The organism is Caballeronia sp. dw_19, from assembly GCF_018449515.1.
Taxonomy (GTDB): Bacteria; Pseudomonadota; Gammaproteobacteria; order Burkholderiales; family Burkholderiaceae; genus Caballeronia.
In genome coordinates this window covers 1-21,267 of sequence record NZ_JAAVUQ010000036.1, presented here as the reverse complement: position 1 = coordinate 21,267, position 21,267 = coordinate 1, and the positions used below count along the sequence as shown (strand labels likewise).

Here is a 21,267-nt window from a genome sequence, read left to right as displayed (position 1 = left end):
TTCATGAGCCGCCCTGTCCCGACGACGCGCGCGGATTATCCGCATTTCCTGTCGATCAATACGCGCTGGTCCGATAACGATCTCTACGGCCACGTGAACAACGTGGTGTATTACAGCTACTTCGATACGGTCGTGAACGAGTATCTGATCCGGCACGGCGCGCTCGATCTGGAGGCGGGCAAGACGATCGGGCTCGTGGTGGAAACGCATTGCAGCTACTTCGCTTCGCTGGCGTTTCCAGAACGTATCGATGCCGGTCTGCGCGTGGCCCAGATCGGGTCCACGAGCGTGCGCTACGAAGTGGGCATCTTCAGCGCGGGTTCCGAGCGACCCGCGGCGCAAGGGTATTTTGTGCACGTTTATGTCGATCGCGATACGCGCCGTCCGGTTGCCTTGCCCGAGACGCTCGTCGCGGCGCTCAAGCCGCTCGTCAGCGTTGTCACCGTTGTCACCGGGTAGGTTCGCGTAACGTGACCTCGTTCGTTCAGTGGTTCTCGATCAACCTTCTGAATGGAGTGAGCGTCGGGTTGCTGCTGTTCATGCTGTCAGCGGGATTGACGCTGATCTTCAGCATGATGGGCGTGCTCAACTTCGCTCACGCGAGCTTTTATATGCTCGGCGCATATGTGGGTTACGCGCTCGCGGCGCATGGGGGCTTCTGGTTTGCGCTGGTTGTTTCACCGCTGCTCGTTGGCGCGCTGGGCGGGTTGTTCGAGCGGCTTTTATTGCGCCGGATTGAAAGGCGCGGTGCGCTTGCCGAGCTTTTGCTGACGTTCGGTGCAGCGTATCTGATCGCTGAAGCGGTGAAGCTTGTATGGGGTCTTGCGCCCATCAACGCTGTTATTCCTTCTGCTCTCGATGGCCCGTTGTTCACGTTTTACGGCGCCGCTTTCCCGCGTTATCGCGCATTCATGATGAGCATATCGTTGGCGATGCTGCTGGCTTTGTACGCCGTGCTGCGGGTCTCGCGGATAGGGCTGGTGGTGAGGGCCTCACTCACGCATGCGGCGACTGTCGAGACGCTTGGGCACAACGTTCCTCGTGTGCTTACGCTGGTGTTCGCGAGCGGCACCGCGCTCGCGGCGTTGGCCGGTGTGATCGGTGCGCCGTTGTTTGTCATCGAACCTTCGATGGCCGAGAACATCGGACCTATCGTGTTTGTTGTCGTGGTAGTCGGTGGGCTGGGGTCGGTGGGCGGCGCGCTGGTGGCATCTATTCTGATCGGCTGCGTGCAGACGTTTGCCGTCGGGACGACGTTGTCGCTTGGTGGTATCGCCCAGCTTGCCGGCGCTGTGTTGCCGCCTGCGTGGGCGTCGTTGAGCGTCGCGCAGATTGCGCCCGTGCTGCCGTATGTGCTGCTTGTCGCGATGCTCGCGCTGCGTCCTCGCGGGCTGTTTGGCCAGCGTGGCGACGACGATGCTTAACGCGCCTTTCTCTTTGCGTCAGGTGCTTCCGTGGCTGCTGCTCGTGGCGGGTCTTGCGTTGCCGCCGGTCTTTACATCGCAGAGCTGGCTGCTTGCCTATCTCGCGCAAACCGCGACCATGATCGTGTTTGCGCTCTCGTTCAATCTGCTGCTTGGCGAGACAGGGTTGCTGTCTTTTGGTCATGCTGTGTACGCGGGTCTTGGTGCGTTCGCCGCTGCGCAGATCTTCAATCGATTCGCGGTGCCGCTGCCTTTGTTGCCGTTGGTTGGTGGCGTGTCGGCGGCGCTTGTGGGTGTTGTGTTCGGCTTCTTTTCAACACGTCGCGCCGGCACGACATTCGCGATGATCACGCTCGGTATTGGCGAACTGGTTGCGGCGGGTGTATCGCTCGTGCCCGGTTGGTTCGGCGGAGAAGGTGGCATTCCCATCGACCGGGCGAGCGGTCCGGCCATTTTGGGCTTGAACTTCGGGCCCTCGATCCAGGCTTATGCGTTGATTGCCGGATGGTGCGTACTGGCGTGTATCGCAATGTTCGTGTTCTCGCGCACGCCGTTCGTGCAGGTGGCGAACGCGGTCCGCGATAACCCCGTGCGTGCTGCGGCCATCGGCTTCGATCCGCGTCGCGTGCGCTTTGCGATGGTCATCGTAGCGGCGTTTTTCGCGGGCATGGCGGGCGGCCTTGGGCTCATCAATGTGGAACTGGCATCGGCGGAAGGGGTTGGGCTCGCGCGCTCGGGAAGCGTGCTGATCGCAACGGTGATCGGTGGGACGGCAGAATTTTTTGGGCCGGTGTTGGGAGCCGTGGTGCTCACGTTTTTCAGCGTGGCAGTGGCTAATGTATCGCCGGCGTGGGTGGCCTATCTTGGGCTGTTTTTTGTGTGGGTCGTGGTGGTGGCGCCCAAGGGCTTGGCCGGATTTATCGCTGCACGATCACGCGAGGGTTACGTGGCGATCGCGTTCGCGTTGTGCGCTTTTGCCGCGTGGCTGCTGGCAATCGTCATTGCCATAGAACTCGCCTACGCGCTGCAATTCGATAGTCATGGCGACGGCTTGGCGCACATCGCCGGTTTCCTTCTCGATGGCCGCCATGCCGTTCCCTGGGGCTGTGCGTTCTTCAGCGCTGTACTTGCCGTTGTATTCACACGGCAAGCCCGGAGCACACGATGACCACCGCGCTCGAACTAAAGCACATCACGAAGTGTTTCGGCACGACGCAGATCCTTCGCGGCGTCGATCTGAACATTCGTGAAGGCGAGCGTCATGCGTTGATCGGTCCCAATGGCGCCGGCAAGTCGACGTTGTTCGACCTGATCTCGGGGCGCACGCAACCGACGAGCGGCCACATCGCGTTGAACGGCGTCGACGTGACGGGAATGCCGGCTTATCGGCTGGGACGCCAGGGTCTTGCGCGCAGCTTCCAGACAACAAGCGTGTTCACGGGTCTAACCGTTCGCGACAATGTTCGTTGCGCAGTCCTCGGTTCCCGTACGGCGTCGTGGAAGGACCGATGGTTCCGTTCGCGCGTGATCGACGAGGAGACACATCGGGTGATAGCTGCTATCGGCTTGCTTGATCGTAGCGATGCACTTGCCACCCGCCTCAGCTATGCGGAGTTACGCGCGCTTGATCTGGGCCTTGCGCTTGCAACAGGCGCATCCGTGCTGTTGCTCGATGAACCCACCGCAGGCATGAATCGCGCGGAAGCTGCTCGTGCACTCGCATTGATTCGCGAGACAACGCAGGGCAAAACATTGCTGATCGTGGAGCACGATATGGACGCGGTGTTTGCACTCGCCGACCGCATTTCAGTGCTTGTGCAAGGCCAGATTATCGCAACGGGAACGCCCGCTGACATCGCTGCGGACCCGATGGTTCGCGCCGCGTATCTCGGCGAAATGCCATGACAACACTGCTTGAAATCGACGGCCTGAATGCATGGTATGGCACAAGTCACGTGCTGCACGGCGTGAGTTTGTGTATAGGAGAAGGCGAGATCGTGGCCTTGGCTGGACGCAACGGTTCGGGGCGTTCGACGCTCGCCAAAGCACTGATGGGACTGGTGCACGCGCAAGGGGTGGCGAACTTTCGCGGGGTATCGGTGCTGGGGAAACGTCCTTATGCAATCGCCCGCATGGGCATGGGCTACGTGCCCGAACAGCGCGATGTTTTCCCGACGTTGAGCGTGAGAGAAAACCTTCAGCTCGGCATGAAGCGGGGTGGATCACGTTTCACCATCGGCGACGCGGAGCAACTTTTCCCTGTGTTGCAAGAACGCGCGGCCGTGAAGGCGGGGATGTTGTCGGGAGGCGAGCAGCAAATGCTGGCGCTTGCCCGGACGTTAATGGGTGATCCATCGTTCGTGATCGTCGATGAACCGACGGAAGGACTTGCGCCACAAGTCGTGGTGCAAGTCTCTTCCTGCTTGAAAAAGCTGCGGGAGCGAGGCGTGGCGATTCTATTGATCGAACAACGCATGAGCATTGCGCGTGAGCTGGCTACGCGCGTCGCCGTCATGGGTCACGGTGCGATTGTCTTCGACGACACGCCCGACGCGCTTGCCGCGAACGAGCGCGTGATCAACGAATGGCTCTCGGTCGGCGGTTAACTGACGAAGTTAAGTCACGAAGCCTTGCTATCCCTCTCGACGATCCATTCGTGCTTCGGGTCGTTTTTAAAGTGCCAGGTCCGTTTGTCGCCGGCCATCACGTTCAGGTAGTAGTTGTCGTAACCATACGGCACCACGACAGGGTGATAACCGCGCGGCACCATGACGACGTCGTGATCTTCAACGGCCATGGTTTCATCGAGATCGCGTTCGTCGGTATAAACGCGCTGGAAGGCAAACCCTTGCGGCGGATTCAACCGATGATAATAAGTCTCCTCAAGCGAACTCTCGATCGGCACATTGTCCGTGTCGTGCTTGTGCGGAGGGTAGCTTGAAGCGTGACCACCGGGCGTCCTTACCTCGACTACAAGCAAACCTTCTGCGGGTTCGGTTTGCGGAAGAATATCGCAGACGTAACGCGTATTCGCACCTTTGCCGCGGGTTGAGCGTGTCATCTGTGATGGCTCGATCAACCGTGCCGGATACTTGCCCGTAGCGGGCGCACTCGCCACACCGATCTCCGCATCGCGATCCGCCCGTATAGTCGCGGCGAGCTTGGGCGGCAGATAAACCGCGTAGGGCGCGGTGTCCTCGAACACGCTGTTGCGCGAGCCGAGTTTCTCCCATTTATGCTCACCGGCTTCTATGCTCACCGTCCCCGACAACACGACGATGCACACTTCACGCTGCGCCTCATGCACATGCACGATGTCGCCGGTTTCCAGCCGATAGGCGGCGAAGCCCACGTGTTTCCATAGAGCAGTTTCGGGCGTGACGCGCGCGATGGTCTGGCCTTCGCGCGATGCCTTGACGAGCAGGCTCATGCTGCCTCCTGAAGTGTTTGATCGACGAGCGCGCGCAGCGTCTTGTGGCCTTTCTCGGCATACGCATAGCTGGTGGCAATGACGGGATCCTGCTCCGCTTCGACCACGAGCCAGCCGCGATAACCCTGCTGCTTCAATCGGGCGATGATCGATGGAAAGTCCACCGTGCCGTCGCCGGGAACGGTGAACGCGCCGTTGATCACCGCTTCCAGGAAGCTCCAGTTCCGGTTCCGGGCAAGCTTGATGATTTCTGGCCGGACATCCTTGCAATGCACATGGCAAACCCGCGCGATGTGCTTGTTGAGAACCGTCAGCGGATCGCCGCCGGCGAACGTAATGTGACCGGCGTCGAAGAGCAGGCCCACGGCTTCGTTGGTGAGGCTCATCAGGCGATCGACATCCGCAGGCGTTTCGACATAAGCGCCCATGTGATGGTGATAGGCCACCCGGACGCCGCGCGAAAGCGTGTATTCGGCGAATGTGTTGAGGCGGTTTGCGTACTCGTTCCAACGATCATCGGAGAAAAAACGCGGGCGCTGATACAGCGGTCGCGGTGCGCCCTGGATAGAGTCCGAGACTTCACCGTAGACCATGACTGTCGCGCCGTTTTTTGCAAGCAGGTCGAGATGCGGACCCACGGCCGCGATCTCGTCTTCCGCGCTGCGCTCGGCGAGCCGTCCGGAATACCAGCCGGAGACGAGCGCGAGGTCATAGCCGGCGAGCAGCGTTTTCAACGCTTCCGGTTCGCGGGGGAATTTGTTGCCGAGTTCAAACCCTTCGTAGCCGATCTGCTTGCCTTCGGTCAGGGCCACGCTTAGCGGGGTCTCACCGCCGAGCGAGGGCAGGTCGTCGTTCATCCATGACAGCGGATTGATGCCGATCCGTACATCGAACGTGCTCATCGCTTATTCCTTCGTGCGCTTCGAACGCGCCGTGATTTCATGTTCATAGTTTGCGCGCGCCGAGCGCACCGCTTCACGCGATGACACTTCCGGCACCGCCACTTCCCACCACCAGCCGCCTTCTTCTGTGGGACGTGCCGGATCGGTGTCGATGCTGATCAGATACGAGCGTGTGGAGGCACGGGCGCGTTGCATCGCGGCTTCGAGTTCATCGATATTCGCAACATGTTCAGCGCTCGCGCCGAGCGAGCGTGCGTGCATCGCGAAGTCGATAACGGGCGCGCCTTCGGGGCCCTGGCGGCAATCGTCGATCAGGTTATTGAACGGAGCGCCGCCGCATGCTTGCTGCAAACGGTTGATGCAACCGTATCCGCGATTGTCGAGCAGTACCACGATCAGTTTGGCCCCAAGCATCACCGACGTAGCCAACTCGCTGTTCATCATCAGATAGCTGCCGTCGCCGACAATCACGATCACTTCACTTGCCGGCCGCGCGAGTTTCGCACCGAGACCGCCGGCGATCTCGTAGCCCATGCACGAGTAGCCGTATTCGACGTGATAACCGCCCGGTGTGCTCGTGCGCCATAGTTTTTGCAGATCGGCGGGTAACGTTCCTGCCGCGCAAACCACCACGTCATGCGCCGCCGATTGCGCGCTAGAGCGCTGCACCGCACCGATCACGTCGGCTTCGCGCGGCAACGTGTTGTCGTCTTGATGCGCGTTCGTTACCTGGTCGACGGTGGCACGCCAGCTATCGGCAAGTTCATGCGCACGCGCGGTCCACGGCGGCGACGCGCGCCAGTCACCGAGTGCTGCGCTTAACGCACCGAGGGCAAGACGCGCATCGGCTTCGACCGATAAAGCGCCTTGTTTCAAGGCATCGAATGCATTTGCGTTAATGCCAACCAGCTTGGCCTGTGTGAACAGCGTGTTCGATCCGGTCGTAAAATCCTGCAGCCGCGTACCGACCGCGAGCACACAATCCGCTTCGTGCGCGAGTGCGTTGGCCGCGTCCGATCCCGTCACGCCGATACCGCCAAGATTCAGCGGATGGTCCCATGCGAGCGCACTTTTTCCGGCTTGCGTTTCGGCAACGGGGATGCCGTGGCGCTCGGAGAAAGAACGCAATGCATCGGTTGCGAGACCGTAGAGAACGCCACCGCCCGACACGAGCAAGGGCTTTTTAGCCGCGCGCAATGCAGCGGCGGCCTGCGCGATTTCTTCATCGACCGGGGAGGGCGCGTGGAACGGAACCACACGCGGTTCGAAGAACGACGCGGGGTAGTCATAGGCCATCGCCTGCACGTCCTGCGGCAGCGCGAGGGTCACCGGTCCGCACAATGCGGCGTCTGTGAGCACCCGCATGGCGCGCGGCAACGCAGTCAGCAATTGCGCCGGATGCACGATGCGGTCGAAGTAACGCGAGACGGGTTTCAATGCATCGTTCGCGGAAATACCGCCATCGGCGAAATCTTCTACTTGCTGCAAGACCGGATCGGGGGCGCGCGATACGAACACATCGCCGGGTAGCAACAACACCGGCAACCGGTTCACATGCGCGAGCGCGGCGGCGGTCACCAGGTTGGTCGCGCCCGGACCAATGGACGTGGTCACCGCCATCATGCGGCGTCGAAAATGTGCCTTTGCATAGGCGATAGCCGCGTGCGCCATCGCCTGCTCGTTATGCGCGCGGTAGGTCGGCAACGTCTCGCGATGCGCGTACAACGCCTCGCCAATACCCGCCACGTTGCCATGCCCGAAGATCGCGAAGACGCCGCCGAACAGCGGCTCGCCGTCCGGCGTTTGCTGCGCGGCGAGATAGCGGACCAGCGCTTGCGCGGTGGTTAAACGAAGCGTGCTGTTCATGCTGCCTGCTCCTGCGTAAGCGCTTGCGTGGCGTTCTTCGTCCGTGCCGCGCGCCATGCATCGATCAGCGTTTCGAACGTCCGTCGAACCCGCGCGATGAGTTCAGCGTCGTCGATGGAACCCGCCAGCCACGCGTGACTCGGCTCGTGAAATATCGTCCTGCCGACGGTGAATCCACGGCACGTCTTCGATAAAGCCGCCGGTTTGAAGCCCTCGCACAGTTGATCGACAGCGGCGGACAAGCCCAGCAGCACGACTCCGCGGCATGCCGGATCACGCTCGGCAATCAGTGCATCGACAGCTTGCCACTGCGCCGCGCTCATGGGTTCGAGCTTCCACCACTCGGGATAGATGCCAAGGTTATAAAGCCGTTTCAACGATCGCAACGCTGTATCTTCCTCGATCGGCGGACCGTTCTTCGGCACGATGATTTCGAGCAATAACTCGTGCCCGCTGGCCTGAACCGCGTCGTATAGCGCGCGAATCTGCGCTTCCTGTTCAAGGCGGAGATCGTGCGGATGATCGGGATGATAGTGAACCAGGCACTTCGCCACATGCTCACGTGGCCACTCGATCAGCGTCGTGCCTATTGATCGGCCATGATCGAAGACAAGCGGCATGGAGCCCGGCAATTCCACGGGCCGTCCGATCCACCATCCACGACCCGTCGCCGCGTTCAACGCATCTTGGCCGTAGCGGTCGTCGATCAGTACACCGATGCGTCCTTCCAGGCCGCGTTCTTTTTCCGTTTGCGCCACGGCCTCCACGAATAAGGCTTTGAGCGCAGCAATGCGCGATTCATCTGCGCCGGTTTGCTGCGCGAGATCGAAGAACTGGTTGCGATGATCGAAGGCAAAACCGAGCACTTCATCCCATGTTTTTCGAGCTGGCGTGACACGATGCAGACGCGCGAGCGTTGCGTCGCGATCGGGCCTGCGCATGCGGATAGGGTCGGCCTGCGCGGCATTGAGGAAGTAGGTGAGTTCGGCGGGCGTCGGCATGGCGGGCGCGCAACCATGACGCGATACGACAAGCCCACCGCACGCATTCGCCGTGCGCGCGCAGACTTCGAGCGATTCGTCTCTTAACCATCCGGCGAGGAAGCCGGACGCGAAGGCATCGCCCGCGCCGAGCACGTTCAGCACCTCCACTTCAACACCGCGATAAACCGGCGCATCGTCGATGGAAACCGGCACGTCGCCATCGATGATCGAGCAGCCCATCGGCCCGCGCTTGACCACCAGCATTGCGTCTGTTACGGCGCGAACGGCAGCGAGTGCGTCGATCATCGTGTCCTTGCCGCCAGCAATCCGAAACTCTTCTTCGGTGCCGATCACAAGATCCATCAACGGCAGGATGCTTTGCAGATGCGCGGTCACGCCTTCATTCGCGATGAACCGTGTCTCGCCATCGGCCTTGCCGGTGAGTCCCCAAAGTACCGGCCGATAATCGATATCGAGCACCGTGCGAACCTGGTTGCGGCGCGCGTAATCGAGCGCACGACGGCTCGTGCGGTTGACCTGATCGGTGGAGAAATGCGTTCCCGTAATCAGCAGCGCTTTCGATGAAGCGATGAACGCCTCGTCGAAGTCGTTTTCATCGACGGCCATGTCCGCGCAGTCATCGCGGTAAAACACGAGCGGGAACGTATCGCGGTCTTCTATGCCGAGCAGCACCAAGCCGGTCAGCCGGTCATGATCGATGCGCACGTGGCTGGTATCGCAGCCCTCGCGCTCCAGTGTCTCGGTGAGAAAACGGCCCATGTGGTCGTTGCCGACGCGCGAAAGCATCGCCGATCTGAGGCCGAGCCGAGCGCACCCGAACGCAATATTCGCCGACGAGCCGCCGAGATATTTCGCGAAGCTCGACACGTCTTCGAGCCGTGCGCCGACTTGCTGCGCGTAGAGATCGACCGCGAGCCGCCCGAGGCACACGATGTCGCGAGTTCGCCCGGTTGCGAAGCGCGATCCGGTTGATGATTGCAATGCCATGTTCGATCCTGTTCTGTAGATGACGAAAACCGCCGCGGCGGCGCGTGGCGGCTCAAGCCGGCGCGCCCTCGAGTTCGTTCATCATTTCCTGCATTTCGGCGCCGCCCGCCATCATGTCGAGTACTTCGTTTTTGGTGATCGTGTCTTTCGTAAACGTACCCATCGACTTGCCGCGATTGAGCAGCGTGAACGAATCACCGATGGGATACGCGTGGTGTACGTTGTGCGTGATGAAGATCACGGAGATGCCTTTCGCGCGCGCCGTGTGAATCAGCTTCAGCACGTTAAAGCTTTGCTTCACGCCGAGCGCTGCAGTGGGTTCATCGAGGATCAGGACGCGCGCGCCGAAGTGGATCGCCCGTGCGATAGCGAGACATTGTTTTTCGCCGCCGGACATCGTGCCAATGGGTTGATGCGCGTCCCGCACGTTGATGCCCATTTCGGAGAGCCGCGCGCGCGATGTTTCTGCGGCCAGATCCAGGTCCATCACGTTGATAAAGCCGAAGCGTTTTTTCTGCGGCTCGCGTCCCATGAAGAAATTACGCGCCACCGACAACAGCGGCACTAGCGCGAGATCCTGATAGACCGTTGCAATACCCAGATCGAGCGCTTCTTTTGGTGAGCCGAAGCGGACCGGTTTGCCATCGACGAGATACTCGCCGGAGGAGGGCGTATGGACGCCCGCCAGCGTCTTGATCAGGGTCGATTTGCCGGCGCCGTTGTCGCCGAGCAGGCAATGCACTTCGCCGCGTTTGAGGCGTAGCGTGACGCCGTTCAGCGCGATCACCTTGCCGAAAAACTTGCTGACGTTTTCCAGCGCGAGGATGGTGTCTTCGGGCGCGGGCGGTGCGCTCTGGATGGGATCGGACATGGTTTCTTCTCCTTGACCTTATTGAGGCTGCTCATTGAGCCTGTGACACGCGGCGGCGCACGTAGTGATTGAACAGCACGGCGATCAGCAGCATCATGCCGAGGAACACGCGGAACCAGTCAGAGGGCACGCTGGTGTAGCCAATGCCGATCTGGACCACGCCGAAGATGAGCGCGCCGAAACACGCACCGATTACCGAGCCATAGCCGCCGGTGAGCAAGGTCCCGCCAATCACGGCGGCAATGATCGCCTCGAATTCCTTTTCGAGGCCCCGGTCTGCCGCAGCCGAACCGATGTCGCACACCTGCAGCACAGCAAACAGGCACGCACAGAATGCGGTCAGCACAAAGAGCGAGATCTTCACGCGCCGCACCGGCACGCCGACATTCTTGGCCGCCACCGCGTCGCCGCCGGCCGCGAAAATCCAGTTGCCGAAACGGGTCTTCGCGAGCACGAACGCGCCAATGGCGGCGAGCACGACCCACCAGATGATCACTTTCGGAATACCCGGTACGAGCGGCTGGCCGTTGTCGAGCATCTTCAGGATTCCTACGTGCCCGAGCCACACGAATAAATCGCGGAGGGCGACGCCATGGAAAAGGGTATTGGCAAGCCAGTCTTTCGCGGCAATGTCGCCTACGCCGGAAACGATCGTCCGGTCGGCGAACATGATCGATAGAGCGAGCGTCAGGCCGCGCAGGATGAACAGGAAGGCCAGCGTGACGATGAACGACGGCAGCCGCGTGCGCATGACGATATAGCCGTTCAGCGCGCCGAGCAGCATGCAGCCCGCGAAGGCGAAAATGATCGCAAGCCAGATCGGCCAGTGGAAATAGACGGTGGGAATGGCGACCATCATCCCGGCAAAGCCGATCATGGAGCCGATCGAGAGGTCGAACTCGCCGGCAATCATCAGCAGGCAGGCGCCGACGGCGAGGATGCCCAGGTAAGCGGACACCTGCGACCAGTTCATGATGCCGTCAAGATTGAACATGCCCGAGCCGCCGGCAGCGATCCCGAACACGACAAAGACCAGTACGGCGCCCGAGATCGCGGCGAATTCCGGACGATTCAGGATGTGCCCGAAACGGGATTCGCGGCGGATACGCTCGTCGGCCGAGGCCGCTGCGGTGACGGTGGATGAGCTCGATGTCGCGACGCCGTCAGACGGCTTGCGATGTCCCGAGAGAATAGGTTTTCCGGCTACGCCCATGATGTCTCCTTCGTCTTTCATTCGCGATGCGGCGTTGGTTCACGGGGCGAACATGCTGATGCGCGAGCGATACGGTTCAATAATGCGGATGACGTGATGAATGCTTGAAAGTGTTTTCGAAGATGGCGGCGCGGTTTGCAACACGCTTGAGGTCAAACTAACCGCGCCGCCATCGGGTTCATCTGTACTGACCTGCGTACTTCAGCACCTTGTCGACATTTTCCTTGCTGATAAAGCCCGGCCCTGAGCCGATATTGCGTGGCCCATAGGACGGAGCGAGCCCGTAGGTGCTAAGCCGCGCCTGGAACTTCGGATTCGCTTCAAGGATCTGGCGAATCTTGACCGGGTCGGTCGTATGTTCCTTCTTCACGATAGCCAGTACCGCGACCGGGATATAACCCTGCAAGTAGGGTTGCTGGTCGATGGCGAACTGGATCGTGCCATCCTGGATTGCCTTCGCAATATCGCTATCGAAGTCGAAGGTTGCGAACCAGAGCTTGCCCGCCACGCCCATCTGCTTGAGCGCCTTGATGGTCGGGTCCGCCGACAACGGGCCGAGTGCGAGCACGGCCTGGGTATCCGGGTGATTACGCAAATACGCACTCACCTTGGATTGCACCGTGGTCGGGTCCTGGCCTGCGTCCAGCGTGGAGGACTTGAAGTCGACGCCAATCGCATCGGCGAAACCCCGGCAGCGTTCGAACGAAGCCGGATTGGTCGCGTAGTGGTTCACGCATAGGAACGACTTGATGCCCGCCGCCTTCGCCTTCTCGCCCGCTGCTTTACCGGCTACGTATTCAGGCTGACCCACGTGCATGATCGCGCCGAGCTGGGCACTTTGCTCCTCGGTACCGGAATTGATCGTGATGAGCGGGATGTGCTTCGCCGTGACCTTGGCGATCGAACCCTTCAGCACGTCGAAGTCGGCAATGCTGACGATCACGCCGTCATAGTTGCGTGCCGCAGCTTGCTCGATCAGCCGCGCCATGTCGGCAATATCGCCGTTCGGCGGGTTGCGGTAATCCGTCTGGACATTGAAGTCCTCGTCCGCCTGTTTGATGGCGTTCTTGATCGTGTTCCACCACGAATCCGAATCCGGCGCGTGGCTGATCAAAACGAAATGGGCGTCGGGAGCGGCGTGCGCTGCCTGACTGCTCAGTGCTGCTGCGCCGCACAACGCAGCGGCAGCCGCGAGCACGCGCAGCGCGGCTCGGCCATTGCAAAGTCTCATTGTCTCCACCTATCTCGGTTGTTGTTCTGAACGAGCACCCGGCGTCTGGGATACGGCGCTTATCGCCCTGTGCTCACGACCAAGGTTAGGACAAGTTTCGTCGCTCTGCAATAGGAAGTTTAACTATGCATCGTTTGGAAAATAAATTCCATTTGTTCGATCAGGTATCTATAATCGGTTGCATCGAATACAGAACACACCATGAGCGCGGCATGCAGGAAGACACGCAAGATCCCCAAGAGACGACCGAGACGCTCACAGTCGACGAACTGATGCTGCGGATCACCGAGGCGTACGACGCGTTGCCGCGCCAGCTAAAAAGCGTGGCAACGTATATTGAACAGCATCGCAGCAACGTGATGATGGATCGCACCGGCGACATTGCCAGCGCGTGCGGCGTGCATCCATCGGCTGTCGTGCGCTTCGCGCAGCGCTTCGGCTTCTCGGGCTTCTCCGACCTCCAGGCCATCTTCAAGCAGGCCTACACGGGCCAGAACGGTTCCGCGCAGAGCTATCAGCAGCGCATCAGGAAACTCATCGATGAAAAGCCGGGCAAGTTGTCGGGCGGATCGGTGGCGCGCGAATTTATCGCGGCGAGCCGCAGCGGATTGGAGGAACTCGAAGCGGGTCTCGACGACGTCCAGTTCGAAGCCGCGGTGAAGATGCTGGAACAGGCCGAGAACATTTACGTGGTCGGCGTGCGGCGCTCGTTTCCGGTGGCGAGTTATATCGTCTACGCGCTGCAGCACACGGCCAAACGCGTGCATCTGGTGTCCGGTTTCGGCGGGATGTATCGGGAGCAGATCCGCAGCGTGAAGAAGGGCGACGTGGTGGTCGCAATCAGCTTCGCGCCTTATGGCAAGGAGACGCAGTACTGCGTGCGCGCGGCGCAGCATCACGGCGCCAAGACGCTCGTGATTACCGATGGCCAGCTTTCGCCGCTCGCGCGTCACGCGAGCGCGCATTTGTTCGTGAAGGAAGGCAGCGCGTTCGCGTTCCGTTCGCTCACGAGCACGATCTGCCTGTGCCAGGCGCTGTTTATCGCGCTTGCGTACCGGCTTGAACTGAACGTAGAAGAATCAAGGGAGACAGGCGGCTATGACGATTGATGTGGCGGTGTTCGGAGCAGGGCGGATCGGCAAGATCCACGCGGCGAACCTGGCGAAGCAGCCGGGTGTGCGCCTGAAGTACGTGGTGGACGTAAATAAGGAAGCCGCTGCCGCATTGGCCGCGCTTCACGGCGCGCAAGTGGCCGATGTGGAGGGCGCGCTTGGGGACGCATCGATAGGCGCGACCGTCGTGTGTTCGAGCACGGACACGCACGCCGACCTGATCCTGAAATCGGCGGCGCAGAAGAAGCATGTGTTCTGCGAAAAGCCGGTGGACTTGACGCTCGAACGCGCACGCGCTTGTGCCGATGCCGTCGCGAAAGCCGGCGTGGTGTGCATGGTCGGTTTCCAGCGCCGCTTCGATCCGACTTTTTCCGCGTTGAAGGCGCGCGTGGAGGCGGGTGAGATCGGGGATCCGGAAATGCTGGTGATCACGAGCCGCGATCCGGGCGCGCCGCCGGTGGAATACATCAAGCATTCGGGCGGCATTTTCAAAGACATGCTGATCCATGACTTCGATATCTTCCGCTGGATGCTCGACGACGAAGCCGACACGCTGCACGCAACCGGAAGCTGTCTGACGGATTCGGCGATTGCGGAGGCGGGTGATATCGATTCGACGGCTGTGACGATTCGCACCAAACGCGGCCGCTTGTGCCAGATCAACACGACGCGGCGCGCGGCCTACGGCTACGACCAGCGTTTCGAACTGCTCGGCAGCCAAGGCATGTTGCAAGCCGGCAATGTGCGCCCGACTGAAGTCACGGCCTATTCAAAGACCGCGGTTTCGAGCGATGTGCCGGAAGCGTTTTTCCTGGAGCGTTATCGCGCGGCGTACGCACTGGAAATCGCCCATTTCTTCGATGCCGTGCAGGAAGGCAAGCCGGTTCGCACGACGGTCGCGGACGGTCTGAAGGCATTGGAACTTGCAGAAGCTGCCACGCGGTCCTGGCGTGAAGGCACGATCATCAAGCTGGGGGCGGCATGAAAACGCCGGTGCGGATAGGGATTGTCGGCTTAGGGCGGCTAGGCCAGCGCCACGCACGTAACCTTGCGTGGCACGTGCCGGGCGCAACGCTCGCGGCGGCGTGCAGTCCGGTCGCGGCGGAACGCGAATGGGCGGCGGCCAACCTGCCTGAACTCACGCTCTACGACGACTACGGATCGATGCTGAAAGACGCATCGCTTGACGCCGTCTGGCTGGTCACGCCGACTTCGCTGCACGCTGACCAGATCATCGCTGCGTTGCGCGCGGGCAAGCATGTGTTCTGCGAAAAACCGTTGTCGCTGGACCTGGCGCAATGTGATCGCGTGATTGAAGAAAGCGCGCGCGTTCCGCATCTTCAGGTGATGATCGGTTTCGTGCGCCGTTTCGATGCCAGTTATCGCGACGCTTTCAACAAGATCAGCCAAGGCGCGATCGGCCGGCCGTTCATGGTCCGTTCGCAGACTATCGACAAGAACGATCCCGATGGTTTTTTCGTCCGTTTCGCGCCGACATCGGGCGGTTTGTTCCTCGATTGCAGTGTCCATGACATCGACCTCGCGCGCTGGATGCTGGGTAACCCGCGCGTTACACGCGTGTTCGCCAGCGGCACGATCGCGATCCACGAAGGGCTGGCCGAATGCGGCGATATCGACAACGGTGTCTCCATCTGCGAATTCGAGGGCGGCCGGCTGGCGGTGTTCCAGGCATCGCGGACCAGCGCCCACGGTCACGATACCCAGACGGAAGTGATCGGGACGGGTGGGGCGCTGTCGGTGGGACACAATCCGCGGGCGAATCGCGTGGAAATCTACGATGCCGGCGGTATTCGCAACGAATGCACGCCGACCTTCTTCGAGCGCTTCGAGCAAGCGTTCCTGAACGAAGCGGAGGTGTTCGTGGCGTCGCTGAGCGGAGGCCCCGCGACGGGCCTGACGCTTGACGATGCGCGAGAGGCCACGCGCATTGGGATTGCGATGCGGGAGTCTCTGGCTAAAGGCCAGGCGGTGAATTTTTAGGCAGTGGGGTAAAATCGAACTCTCATTAGCGGGATCAATAAGCGGGTTCGAACAAGGCTCAATTCGATGGAAGTGCACAAGGAAGTCGATGCGCGCGGGCTTACGTGCCCGTTGCCCATCCTGCGGGCGAAGAAGGCGCTGGCCGATATGCAGAGCGGTCAGATATTGAAAGTGCTGGCGACCGATCCGGGTTCGCAACGCGACTTTGCCGCGTTTTCGAAGCAGACCGGCAACGAACTGGTCGAATCGACGTCGCACGACAAGGTGTTCACCTTCCTCATGCGACGCCGCTGATCGACTGAAGGCCAATAAAAAATGCCCATGATTTTAGTCATGGGCATTTTTTTACGGCCGCAAACCGCGTGCCGGCAACTTACGGCTTAGGCGTTAGCGCTTAGCCGACCAAATGCGGCGAACGCGTGTTCAGGTATTCCTGAAAGTCCTTGGCCACTTCCGGATGGCGCAGCGCGAATTCCACCGTTGCTTTCAAATAACCGAGCTTGCTGCCGCAATCGAAACGCGTGCCGTGATACTTGTACGCCAGCACTTGTTCGTCAGCGAGCAATGACTGGATTGCGTCCGTCAGTTGCAGCTCGCCGCCGGCGCCCGGCTTCAATGCACGGATGTGATCGAAGATGCGCGGCTTGAGCACATACCGCCCGACCACGCCCAGATTCGAAGGCGCAACTTCAGGTTCCGGCTTTTCCACAATGCCCGACAGCTTGAAGATATTGTCTTCCCACTCTTTCCCGTCGATCACACCATACGATTTGGAATCCTGAGCGGGGATCTCCTCCACGCCGATCACCGAGCTGTGATAGTGATCGAACACTTCGATCATCTGCGTCATCACCGGCGGCGTGCCGTACAACAAGTCGTCCGCGAGAATCACGGCAAACGGGTTGTCGCCCACCAGCTTTTCGGCGCACAGCACGGCGTGGCCCAGACCGAGCGCTTCGGCCTGACGCACATAGAAACAATCCACGTGGCTCGGTTTGATGCTGCGCACGAGATCGAGCAGCTTTTGCTTGCCGCGTGCTTCGAGTTCGGCTTCGATCTCATACGACTTGTCGAAGTGATCCTCGATCGCGCGCTTGCTGCGGCCCGTCACGAAGATCATTTCCGTGATGCCGGCCGCCATGGCCTCTTCGACCGCGTACTGGATCAGCGGTTTGTCGACAACGGGCAGCATTTCCTTCGGGCTGGCCTTGGTCGCGGGGAGGAATCGGGTACCGAGACCCGCAACCGGGAAAACCGCTTTCGTAACTTTTAGCATTTGATGACCCTGATCCTCGTATCGTGTTTAAACGTCAAGCCTGAAACGTTGGGCATGGAAGCAGATGCCATGATGCAGGTTGATGCGTTGATAAAAAAGTGCGGCGAGATTAATTCTTCAAGCATGAATACGCACTTTGCTATAAGGCGGAACAAGCAATCGGTTGTTTTCAGCGCTTAGCCGGCCGCGCTTGACCGGCTAAGGCCGCCGAGGCCCTACCTACGCCGGAAGCCGTGACAATTGCGCTTTCAACTTATCAGAAGTCGATTCGAATTCCGCCAGCCGCTTGCGCTCCTGCTCGACCACTGCGGCCGGCGCGCGCGCCACGAAACTTTCGTTTTCCAGCTTCACACGGGCCTTCGCGATTTCCTGCGTCAGCCGATCCACTTCCTTCGTGAGCCGTTCGCGTTCCGCCGCAACGTCGATTTCGACCTTCAACACCAGCTTGTTCGTTCCTACGATAGCAACTGGCGCGCCACTTGCCTCTGCGTCGAGCGCGGATTCGTCGGCAATGATCTTTACCTCCGACAAACGCGCCAGCGCCTGGACATAAGGGGCAAACGACTTGAGCCGCGCTTCGTCACCTGTTGCCAGCAGTGGCACCTTGACCGCCGGCGACAGGTTCATCTCGCCGCGCAGATTACGACATGAATCGATAATGGCCTTCAGTTCGGCTGCCCACTGTTCAGAAGACTCATCAATTTTAGACGGCTGCGCGACCGGGTAAGGCTGAACCATGATAGACGCGGTTTCCCCGCCTTGTGCGGCTTGTGGATACAGGTCCGTCAGCGGTGCAACCTTCTGCCACAAGGCTTCCGTGATGAACGGGATCACCGGATGTGCCAGGCGCAGCACCGTTTCCAGCACGCGAAGGAGGGTGCGGCGGGTGGCGCGTTGCTGCTCGGGCGCGCCGGTCTGGATCTGTACCTTGGCCAGTTCCAGATACCAGTCGCAATACTCGTCCCAGACGAATTTGTAGATTGCGCTCGCCACGTTGTCGAAACGGTAATCGGCGAAACCCTTTTCCACTTCGGCTTCCACGCGCTGCAAAAGCGACACGATCCAGAAGTCCGCCTGGGAGAAGTGGAGGTATCCACCCGGTCCGCAATCGCCTGCCTCGCATTCCTCGGGCTTGCCGAAACCACAGTCGTGGCCTTCGGTATTCATCAGCACAAAGCGAGTCGCATTCCACAATTTATTGCAAAAATTGCGATATCCCTCGCACCTTGCCAGATCAAAATTCACATTGCGACCGAGCGTCGCCATGGACGCCATGGTGAAACGCAGCGCGTCCGTGCCGAACGGCTGGATCCCATCGGGGAATTCCTTGCGGGTCTTTTTCTCGATTTTCTCGGCTTGCTTCGGGTTCATCAGGCCGGTAATTCGCTTGGAGACGAGCGTTTCCAGGTCGATGCCATCGACGATATCGATCGGGTCGAGCGTATTGCCCTTGCTCTTCGACATCTTCTGGCCTTCCGCGTCGCGCACGAGACCGTGGACGTAGACCGTGTCGAAAGGGACCTTGCCGGTGAAATGCGTGGTCATCATCACCATCCGGGCAACCCAGAAGAAGATGATGTCGAAACCCGTCACGAGCACGGAGGAAGGCAGGAAGTGCTTGAGTTCGGGCGTCTCGTTGGGCCAGCCGAGCGAGGAAAACGGTACGAGCGCCGATGAAAACCAGGTGTCGAGCACATCGTCGTCGCGTTTGAGGGCGCCGGTGTAGCCTTTTTCCGTGGCTTCCGCGCGCGCTTCTTCTTCGGTCTTCGCCACGAAGATTTCGCCGTTGTCGCCGTACCAGGCCGGGATTTGGTGGCCCCACCAGAGTTGGCGCGAGATGCACCAGTCCTGAATGTTTTCGAGCCACTGGTAATAGGTTGTCGACCAGTTTTCCGGGACGAACTTGATTTCACCGTTTCGCACGACGTCGAGCGCCGTTTCAGCGATCGATTTGCCCGGATGGAACGTGCCTTCCGGCGCCGGCTTGCTCATGGCGACGAACCATTGGTCAGTGAGCATGGGCTCGATCACGACGCCCGTACGGTCGCCGCGCGGCACCATCAGCGCGTGAGGTTTGACGGATTCCAGCAGGCCGAGCGCTTCCAGGTCGGCCACGACCTGCTTGCGTGCGACGAAGCGGTCCATGCCGCGATACTTTTCCGGCGCGTTGTCGTTGATTTTTGCGTCGAGCGTGAGGATCTCGATCATCGGCAACTTGTGGCGCAGGCCGACTTGATAGTCGTTGAAGTCGTGCGCGGGCGTGACCTTGACCACGCCGGTGCCGAATTCGCGATCCACGTAATCGTCCGCGATCACCGGAATTTCCCGATTCGATAACGGCAGCATGACCGTCTTGCCGATCAGGTGCGCGTAACGCTCGTCTTCCGGGTGGACCATCACGGCGGTGTCGCCGAGCATGGTTTCCGGGCGCGTGGTGGCGACCGTCACGTGGCCGGAGCCGTCCGGCAACGGATACTGGATATGCCAGAGGCTGCCGGCTTCTTCTTCGCTGGCGACTTCCAGGTCCGAGACGGCGGTACCCAGCACCGGGTCCCAGTTCACCAGCCGTTTGCCGCGATAGATCAGGCCTTGTTTGAACAGCGTGACGAACACATCGATGACAACGGGCGACATTTTGTCGTCCATTGTGAAATATTCGCGCGACCAGTCGATGGATGCGCCCAGGCGGCGCACCTGGCCCGTGATGGTCGAGCCGGATTTCTGCTTCCATTCCCAGACGCGTTTCAGGAATTCTTCGCGGCCGAGATCATGACGCGATACGCCTTGTGCATCGAGTTGCCGTTCAACGACGATTTGCGTGGCGATTCCCGCGTGATCCGTTCCGGGCAGCCACAGCGTGTTTTCGCCGAGCATGCGGTGGTAGCGGGTGAGGCTGTCCATGATGGTCTGGTTGAACGCGTGACCCATGTGCAGCGTGCCGGTGACGTTCGGCGGCGGGAGTTGGATCGAAAAATCTTTTTTACCTTCGATCAGGGTCGGCGCAGCGTAGCCGCGCTTTTCCCATTCCGGGCCCCAATGGGACTCGATGTTCTGGGGCTCGAAACTCTTCGCAAGCGTGTTGTCACTCGTGTTGTCACTCATGGGGTGGAATCTGCCGAAAAATGCGTAAAAGAAGCGGGGGTCGGGGGAATTATAAGGCGTCGGAGGGGTGGCGTTGGCACTTGGGTTTGGGAGGATGTCAGGGGTGGGGGTGGGCGGGGGGGGCGAGTGCCCGGTTGCCAGGTTTTGGGGGGGGGCGGTCGGGGTGGTCGGTTCTGGGGTTCGTGGTCGGGGTCAATGCCGGGTTGCTGCTTTCAGTGCTAGTGGTCTGCGAGAGTCGGATATTCTCTTTATCACTATTAGCCACTGTGCGTGGCGGCACGTCATTTCTTTGTCCAAAGCGACAAAGAAACGAAGCAAAGAAAACGCTTTCCAACCGCGCTACCCTAAGTGTCCACAGCGTGCAGTTTCTATTCATAGGTGCCCCAAAAGCACGGTGCTCGCCAGAGCGACGGATGTTTGAAACCCTCCTTCTCGCGAATCCTGACATGAACACGCTTCGCCCCGTACGCTCTCGGGCAAGCACCAGTTGCCAAGGAATCCGCACGGCCTCACGCGTTCTGCCGGCCGTGTTTTTTGATGGGTTCGCAGCCCGGTTCATGCGGCCATATTCGTGGATCACAGCTTGATGTCTAGCAACTCGATGCGTGTTTAGTGCTTCAGTTTTTGGTAAGTTGGATGCGTGCTTACACGGTTATTTTCGTCGGTTACGGCCGTACATATTTTGGAGCTTTATTACCCGGTAGGTTGGCGGCGTGGTTCGAGGTGCGTACACATTTGGAGGGCGGTTGTCCGCGGATAGCGCGGGGTGCCCCTTGGGCAGGTTCAATCACTGGTGGCGAAGCGTGTGGGTATCGGTGTTCGGAGAAAGAGGGGTTCACACATCCTCC

The 21,267-nt window shown here is 60.2% G+C and carries 18 protein-coding genes; 9 read left to right on the top strand and 9 right to left on the bottom strand.

The window, feature by feature from the left end:
* Positions 1 to 3: 3 nt before the first annotated feature.
* From HB376_RS32255 to HB376_RS32235, 5 genes are read left to right on the top strand one after another with little or no spacing between them, the layout of a single operon-like run.
* A complete protein-coding gene (locus tag HB376_RS32255; RefSeq protein WP_213767717.1) occupies positions 4 to 459 on the top strand; it encodes a thioesterase family protein in 456 nt (151 codons plus the stop codon).
* Between the two features lie 11 nt (positions 460 to 470).
* Positions 471 to 1,424, top strand: a complete 954-nt coding sequence (locus tag HB376_RS32250) for a branched-chain amino acid ABC transporter permease (protein WP_346730621.1) — start codon at positions 471 to 473, stop codon at positions 1,422 to 1,424.
* On the top strand, positions 1,417 to 2,592 hold the full coding sequence (locus HB376_RS32245; protein WP_213767716.1) for a branched-chain amino acid ABC transporter permease: 1,176 nt from the start codon (positions 1,417 to 1,419) through the stop codon (positions 2,590 to 2,592). The genes HB376_RS32250 and HB376_RS32245 overlap by 8 nt, the downstream gene beginning before the upstream one ends.
* The gene (locus tag HB376_RS32240; protein WP_213767715.1) at positions 2,589 to 3,329 is read left to right on the top strand and encodes an ABC transporter ATP-binding protein; all 741 of its coding nucleotides are present in this window, start codon (positions 2,589 to 2,591) and stop codon (positions 3,327 to 3,329) included. The genes HB376_RS32245 and HB376_RS32240 overlap by 4 nt, the downstream gene beginning before the upstream one ends.
* Entirely contained in the window at positions 3,326 to 4,030 is a 705-nt protein-coding gene (locus HB376_RS32235) for an ABC transporter ATP-binding protein (RefSeq protein WP_213767714.1), read from the top strand. Before HB376_RS32240 ends, HB376_RS32235 begins: the two co-directional genes overlap by 4 nt.
* Positions 4,031 to 4,044: 14 nt before the next feature.
* On the opposite strand, the gene iolB is transcribed toward HB376_RS32235, so the two are convergent.
* From iolB to HB376_RS32200, 7 genes are all read right to left on the bottom strand, one after another.
* Positions 4,045 to 4,854 (bottom strand): 5-deoxy-glucuronate isomerase, encoded by an 810-nt coding sequence (gene iolB / locus HB376_RS32230; RefSeq protein WP_213767713.1) that lies wholly within the window; start codon positions 4,852 to 4,854, stop codon positions 4,045 to 4,047.
* Positions 4,851 to 5,756, bottom strand: coding sequence for a myo-inosose-2 dehydratase (gene iolE / locus HB376_RS32225; RefSeq protein WP_213767712.1), 906 nt, complete (start codon positions 5,754 to 5,756; stop codon positions 4,851 to 4,853). Before iolE ends, iolB begins: the two co-directional genes overlap by 4 nt.
* A 3-nt stretch (positions 5,757 to 5,759) precedes the next feature.
* Complete coding sequence (gene iolD / locus HB376_RS32220; RefSeq protein WP_255631678.1) at positions 5,760 to 7,622, bottom strand: 3D-(3,5/4)-trihydroxycyclohexane-1,2-dione acylhydrolase (decyclizing); 1,863 nt, start codon at positions 7,620 to 7,622, stop codon at positions 5,760 to 5,762.
* On the bottom strand, positions 7,619 to 9,613 hold the full coding sequence (gene iolC, locus HB376_RS32215) for a 5-dehydro-2-deoxygluconokinase (protein ID WP_213767710.1): 1,995 nt from the start codon (positions 9,611 to 9,613) through the stop codon (positions 7,619 to 7,621). The genes iolD and iolC overlap by 4 nt, the downstream gene beginning before the upstream one ends.
* A gap of 52 nt (positions 9,614 to 9,665) precedes the next feature.
* Positions 9,666 to 10,484, bottom strand: a complete 819-nt coding sequence (locus HB376_RS32210; RefSeq protein ID WP_213767709.1) for an ATP-binding cassette domain-containing protein — start codon at positions 10,482 to 10,484, stop codon at positions 9,666 to 9,668.
* A gap of 31 nt (positions 10,485 to 10,515) precedes the next feature.
* On the bottom strand, positions 10,516 to 11,697 hold the full coding sequence (locus HB376_RS32205; RefSeq protein WP_213767758.1) for an ABC transporter permease: 1,182 nt from the start codon (positions 11,695 to 11,697) through the stop codon (positions 10,516 to 10,518).
* 178 nt (positions 11,698 to 11,875) lie between these two features.
* Positions 11,876 to 12,928, bottom strand: a complete 1,053-nt coding sequence (locus tag HB376_RS32200; protein ID WP_213767708.1) for a sugar ABC transporter substrate-binding protein — start codon at positions 12,926 to 12,928, stop codon at positions 11,876 to 11,878.
* 212 nt (positions 12,929 to 13,140) lie between these two features.
* Here HB376_RS32200 and HB376_RS32195 point away from each other — a divergent pair, with 212 nt between their 5' ends.
* The 4 genes from HB376_RS32195 (at position 13,141) to HB376_RS32180 (ending at position 16,335) form a co-directional block, all read left to right on the top strand.
* The gene (locus tag HB376_RS32195) at positions 13,141 to 14,037 is read left to right on the top strand and encodes a MurR/RpiR family transcriptional regulator (RefSeq protein ID WP_213767707.1); all 897 of its coding nucleotides are present in this window, start codon (positions 13,141 to 13,143) and stop codon (positions 14,035 to 14,037) included.
* Complete coding sequence (gene iolG, locus HB376_RS32190; protein WP_213767706.1) at positions 14,027 to 15,025, top strand: inositol 2-dehydrogenase; 999 nt, start codon at positions 14,027 to 14,029, stop codon at positions 15,023 to 15,025. The genes HB376_RS32195 and iolG overlap by 11 nt, the downstream gene beginning before the upstream one ends.
* Positions 15,022 to 16,041, top strand: coding sequence for a Gfo/Idh/MocA family oxidoreductase (locus HB376_RS32185; RefSeq protein ID WP_213767705.1), 1,020 nt, complete (start codon positions 15,022 to 15,024; stop codon positions 16,039 to 16,041). Before iolG ends, HB376_RS32185 begins: the two co-directional genes overlap by 4 nt.
* Positions 16,042 to 16,107: 66 nt before the next feature.
* A complete protein-coding gene (locus tag HB376_RS32180; protein ID WP_062084604.1) occupies positions 16,108 to 16,335 on the top strand; it encodes a sulfurtransferase TusA family protein in 228 nt (75 codons plus the stop codon).
* A gap of 100 nt (positions 16,336 to 16,435) precedes the next feature.
* Here the strand turns inward: HB376_RS32180 and galU are convergent, their stop codons facing one another.
* On the bottom strand, positions 16,436 to 17,317 hold the full coding sequence (gene galU, locus HB376_RS32175) for a UTP--glucose-1-phosphate uridylyltransferase GalU (RefSeq protein ID WP_213767704.1): 882 nt from the start codon (positions 17,315 to 17,317) through the stop codon (positions 16,436 to 16,438).
* Between the two features lie 219 nt (positions 17,318 to 17,536).
* Positions 17,537 to 20,419 carry a valine--tRNA ligase gene (locus HB376_RS32170; RefSeq protein ID WP_213767703.1) on the bottom strand — a complete coding sequence of 961 codons (2,883 nt, stop codon included), beginning with the start codon at positions 20,417 to 20,419 and terminating at the stop codon, positions 17,537 to 17,539.
* Between the last annotated feature and the right edge of the window lie 848 nt (positions 20,420 to 21,267).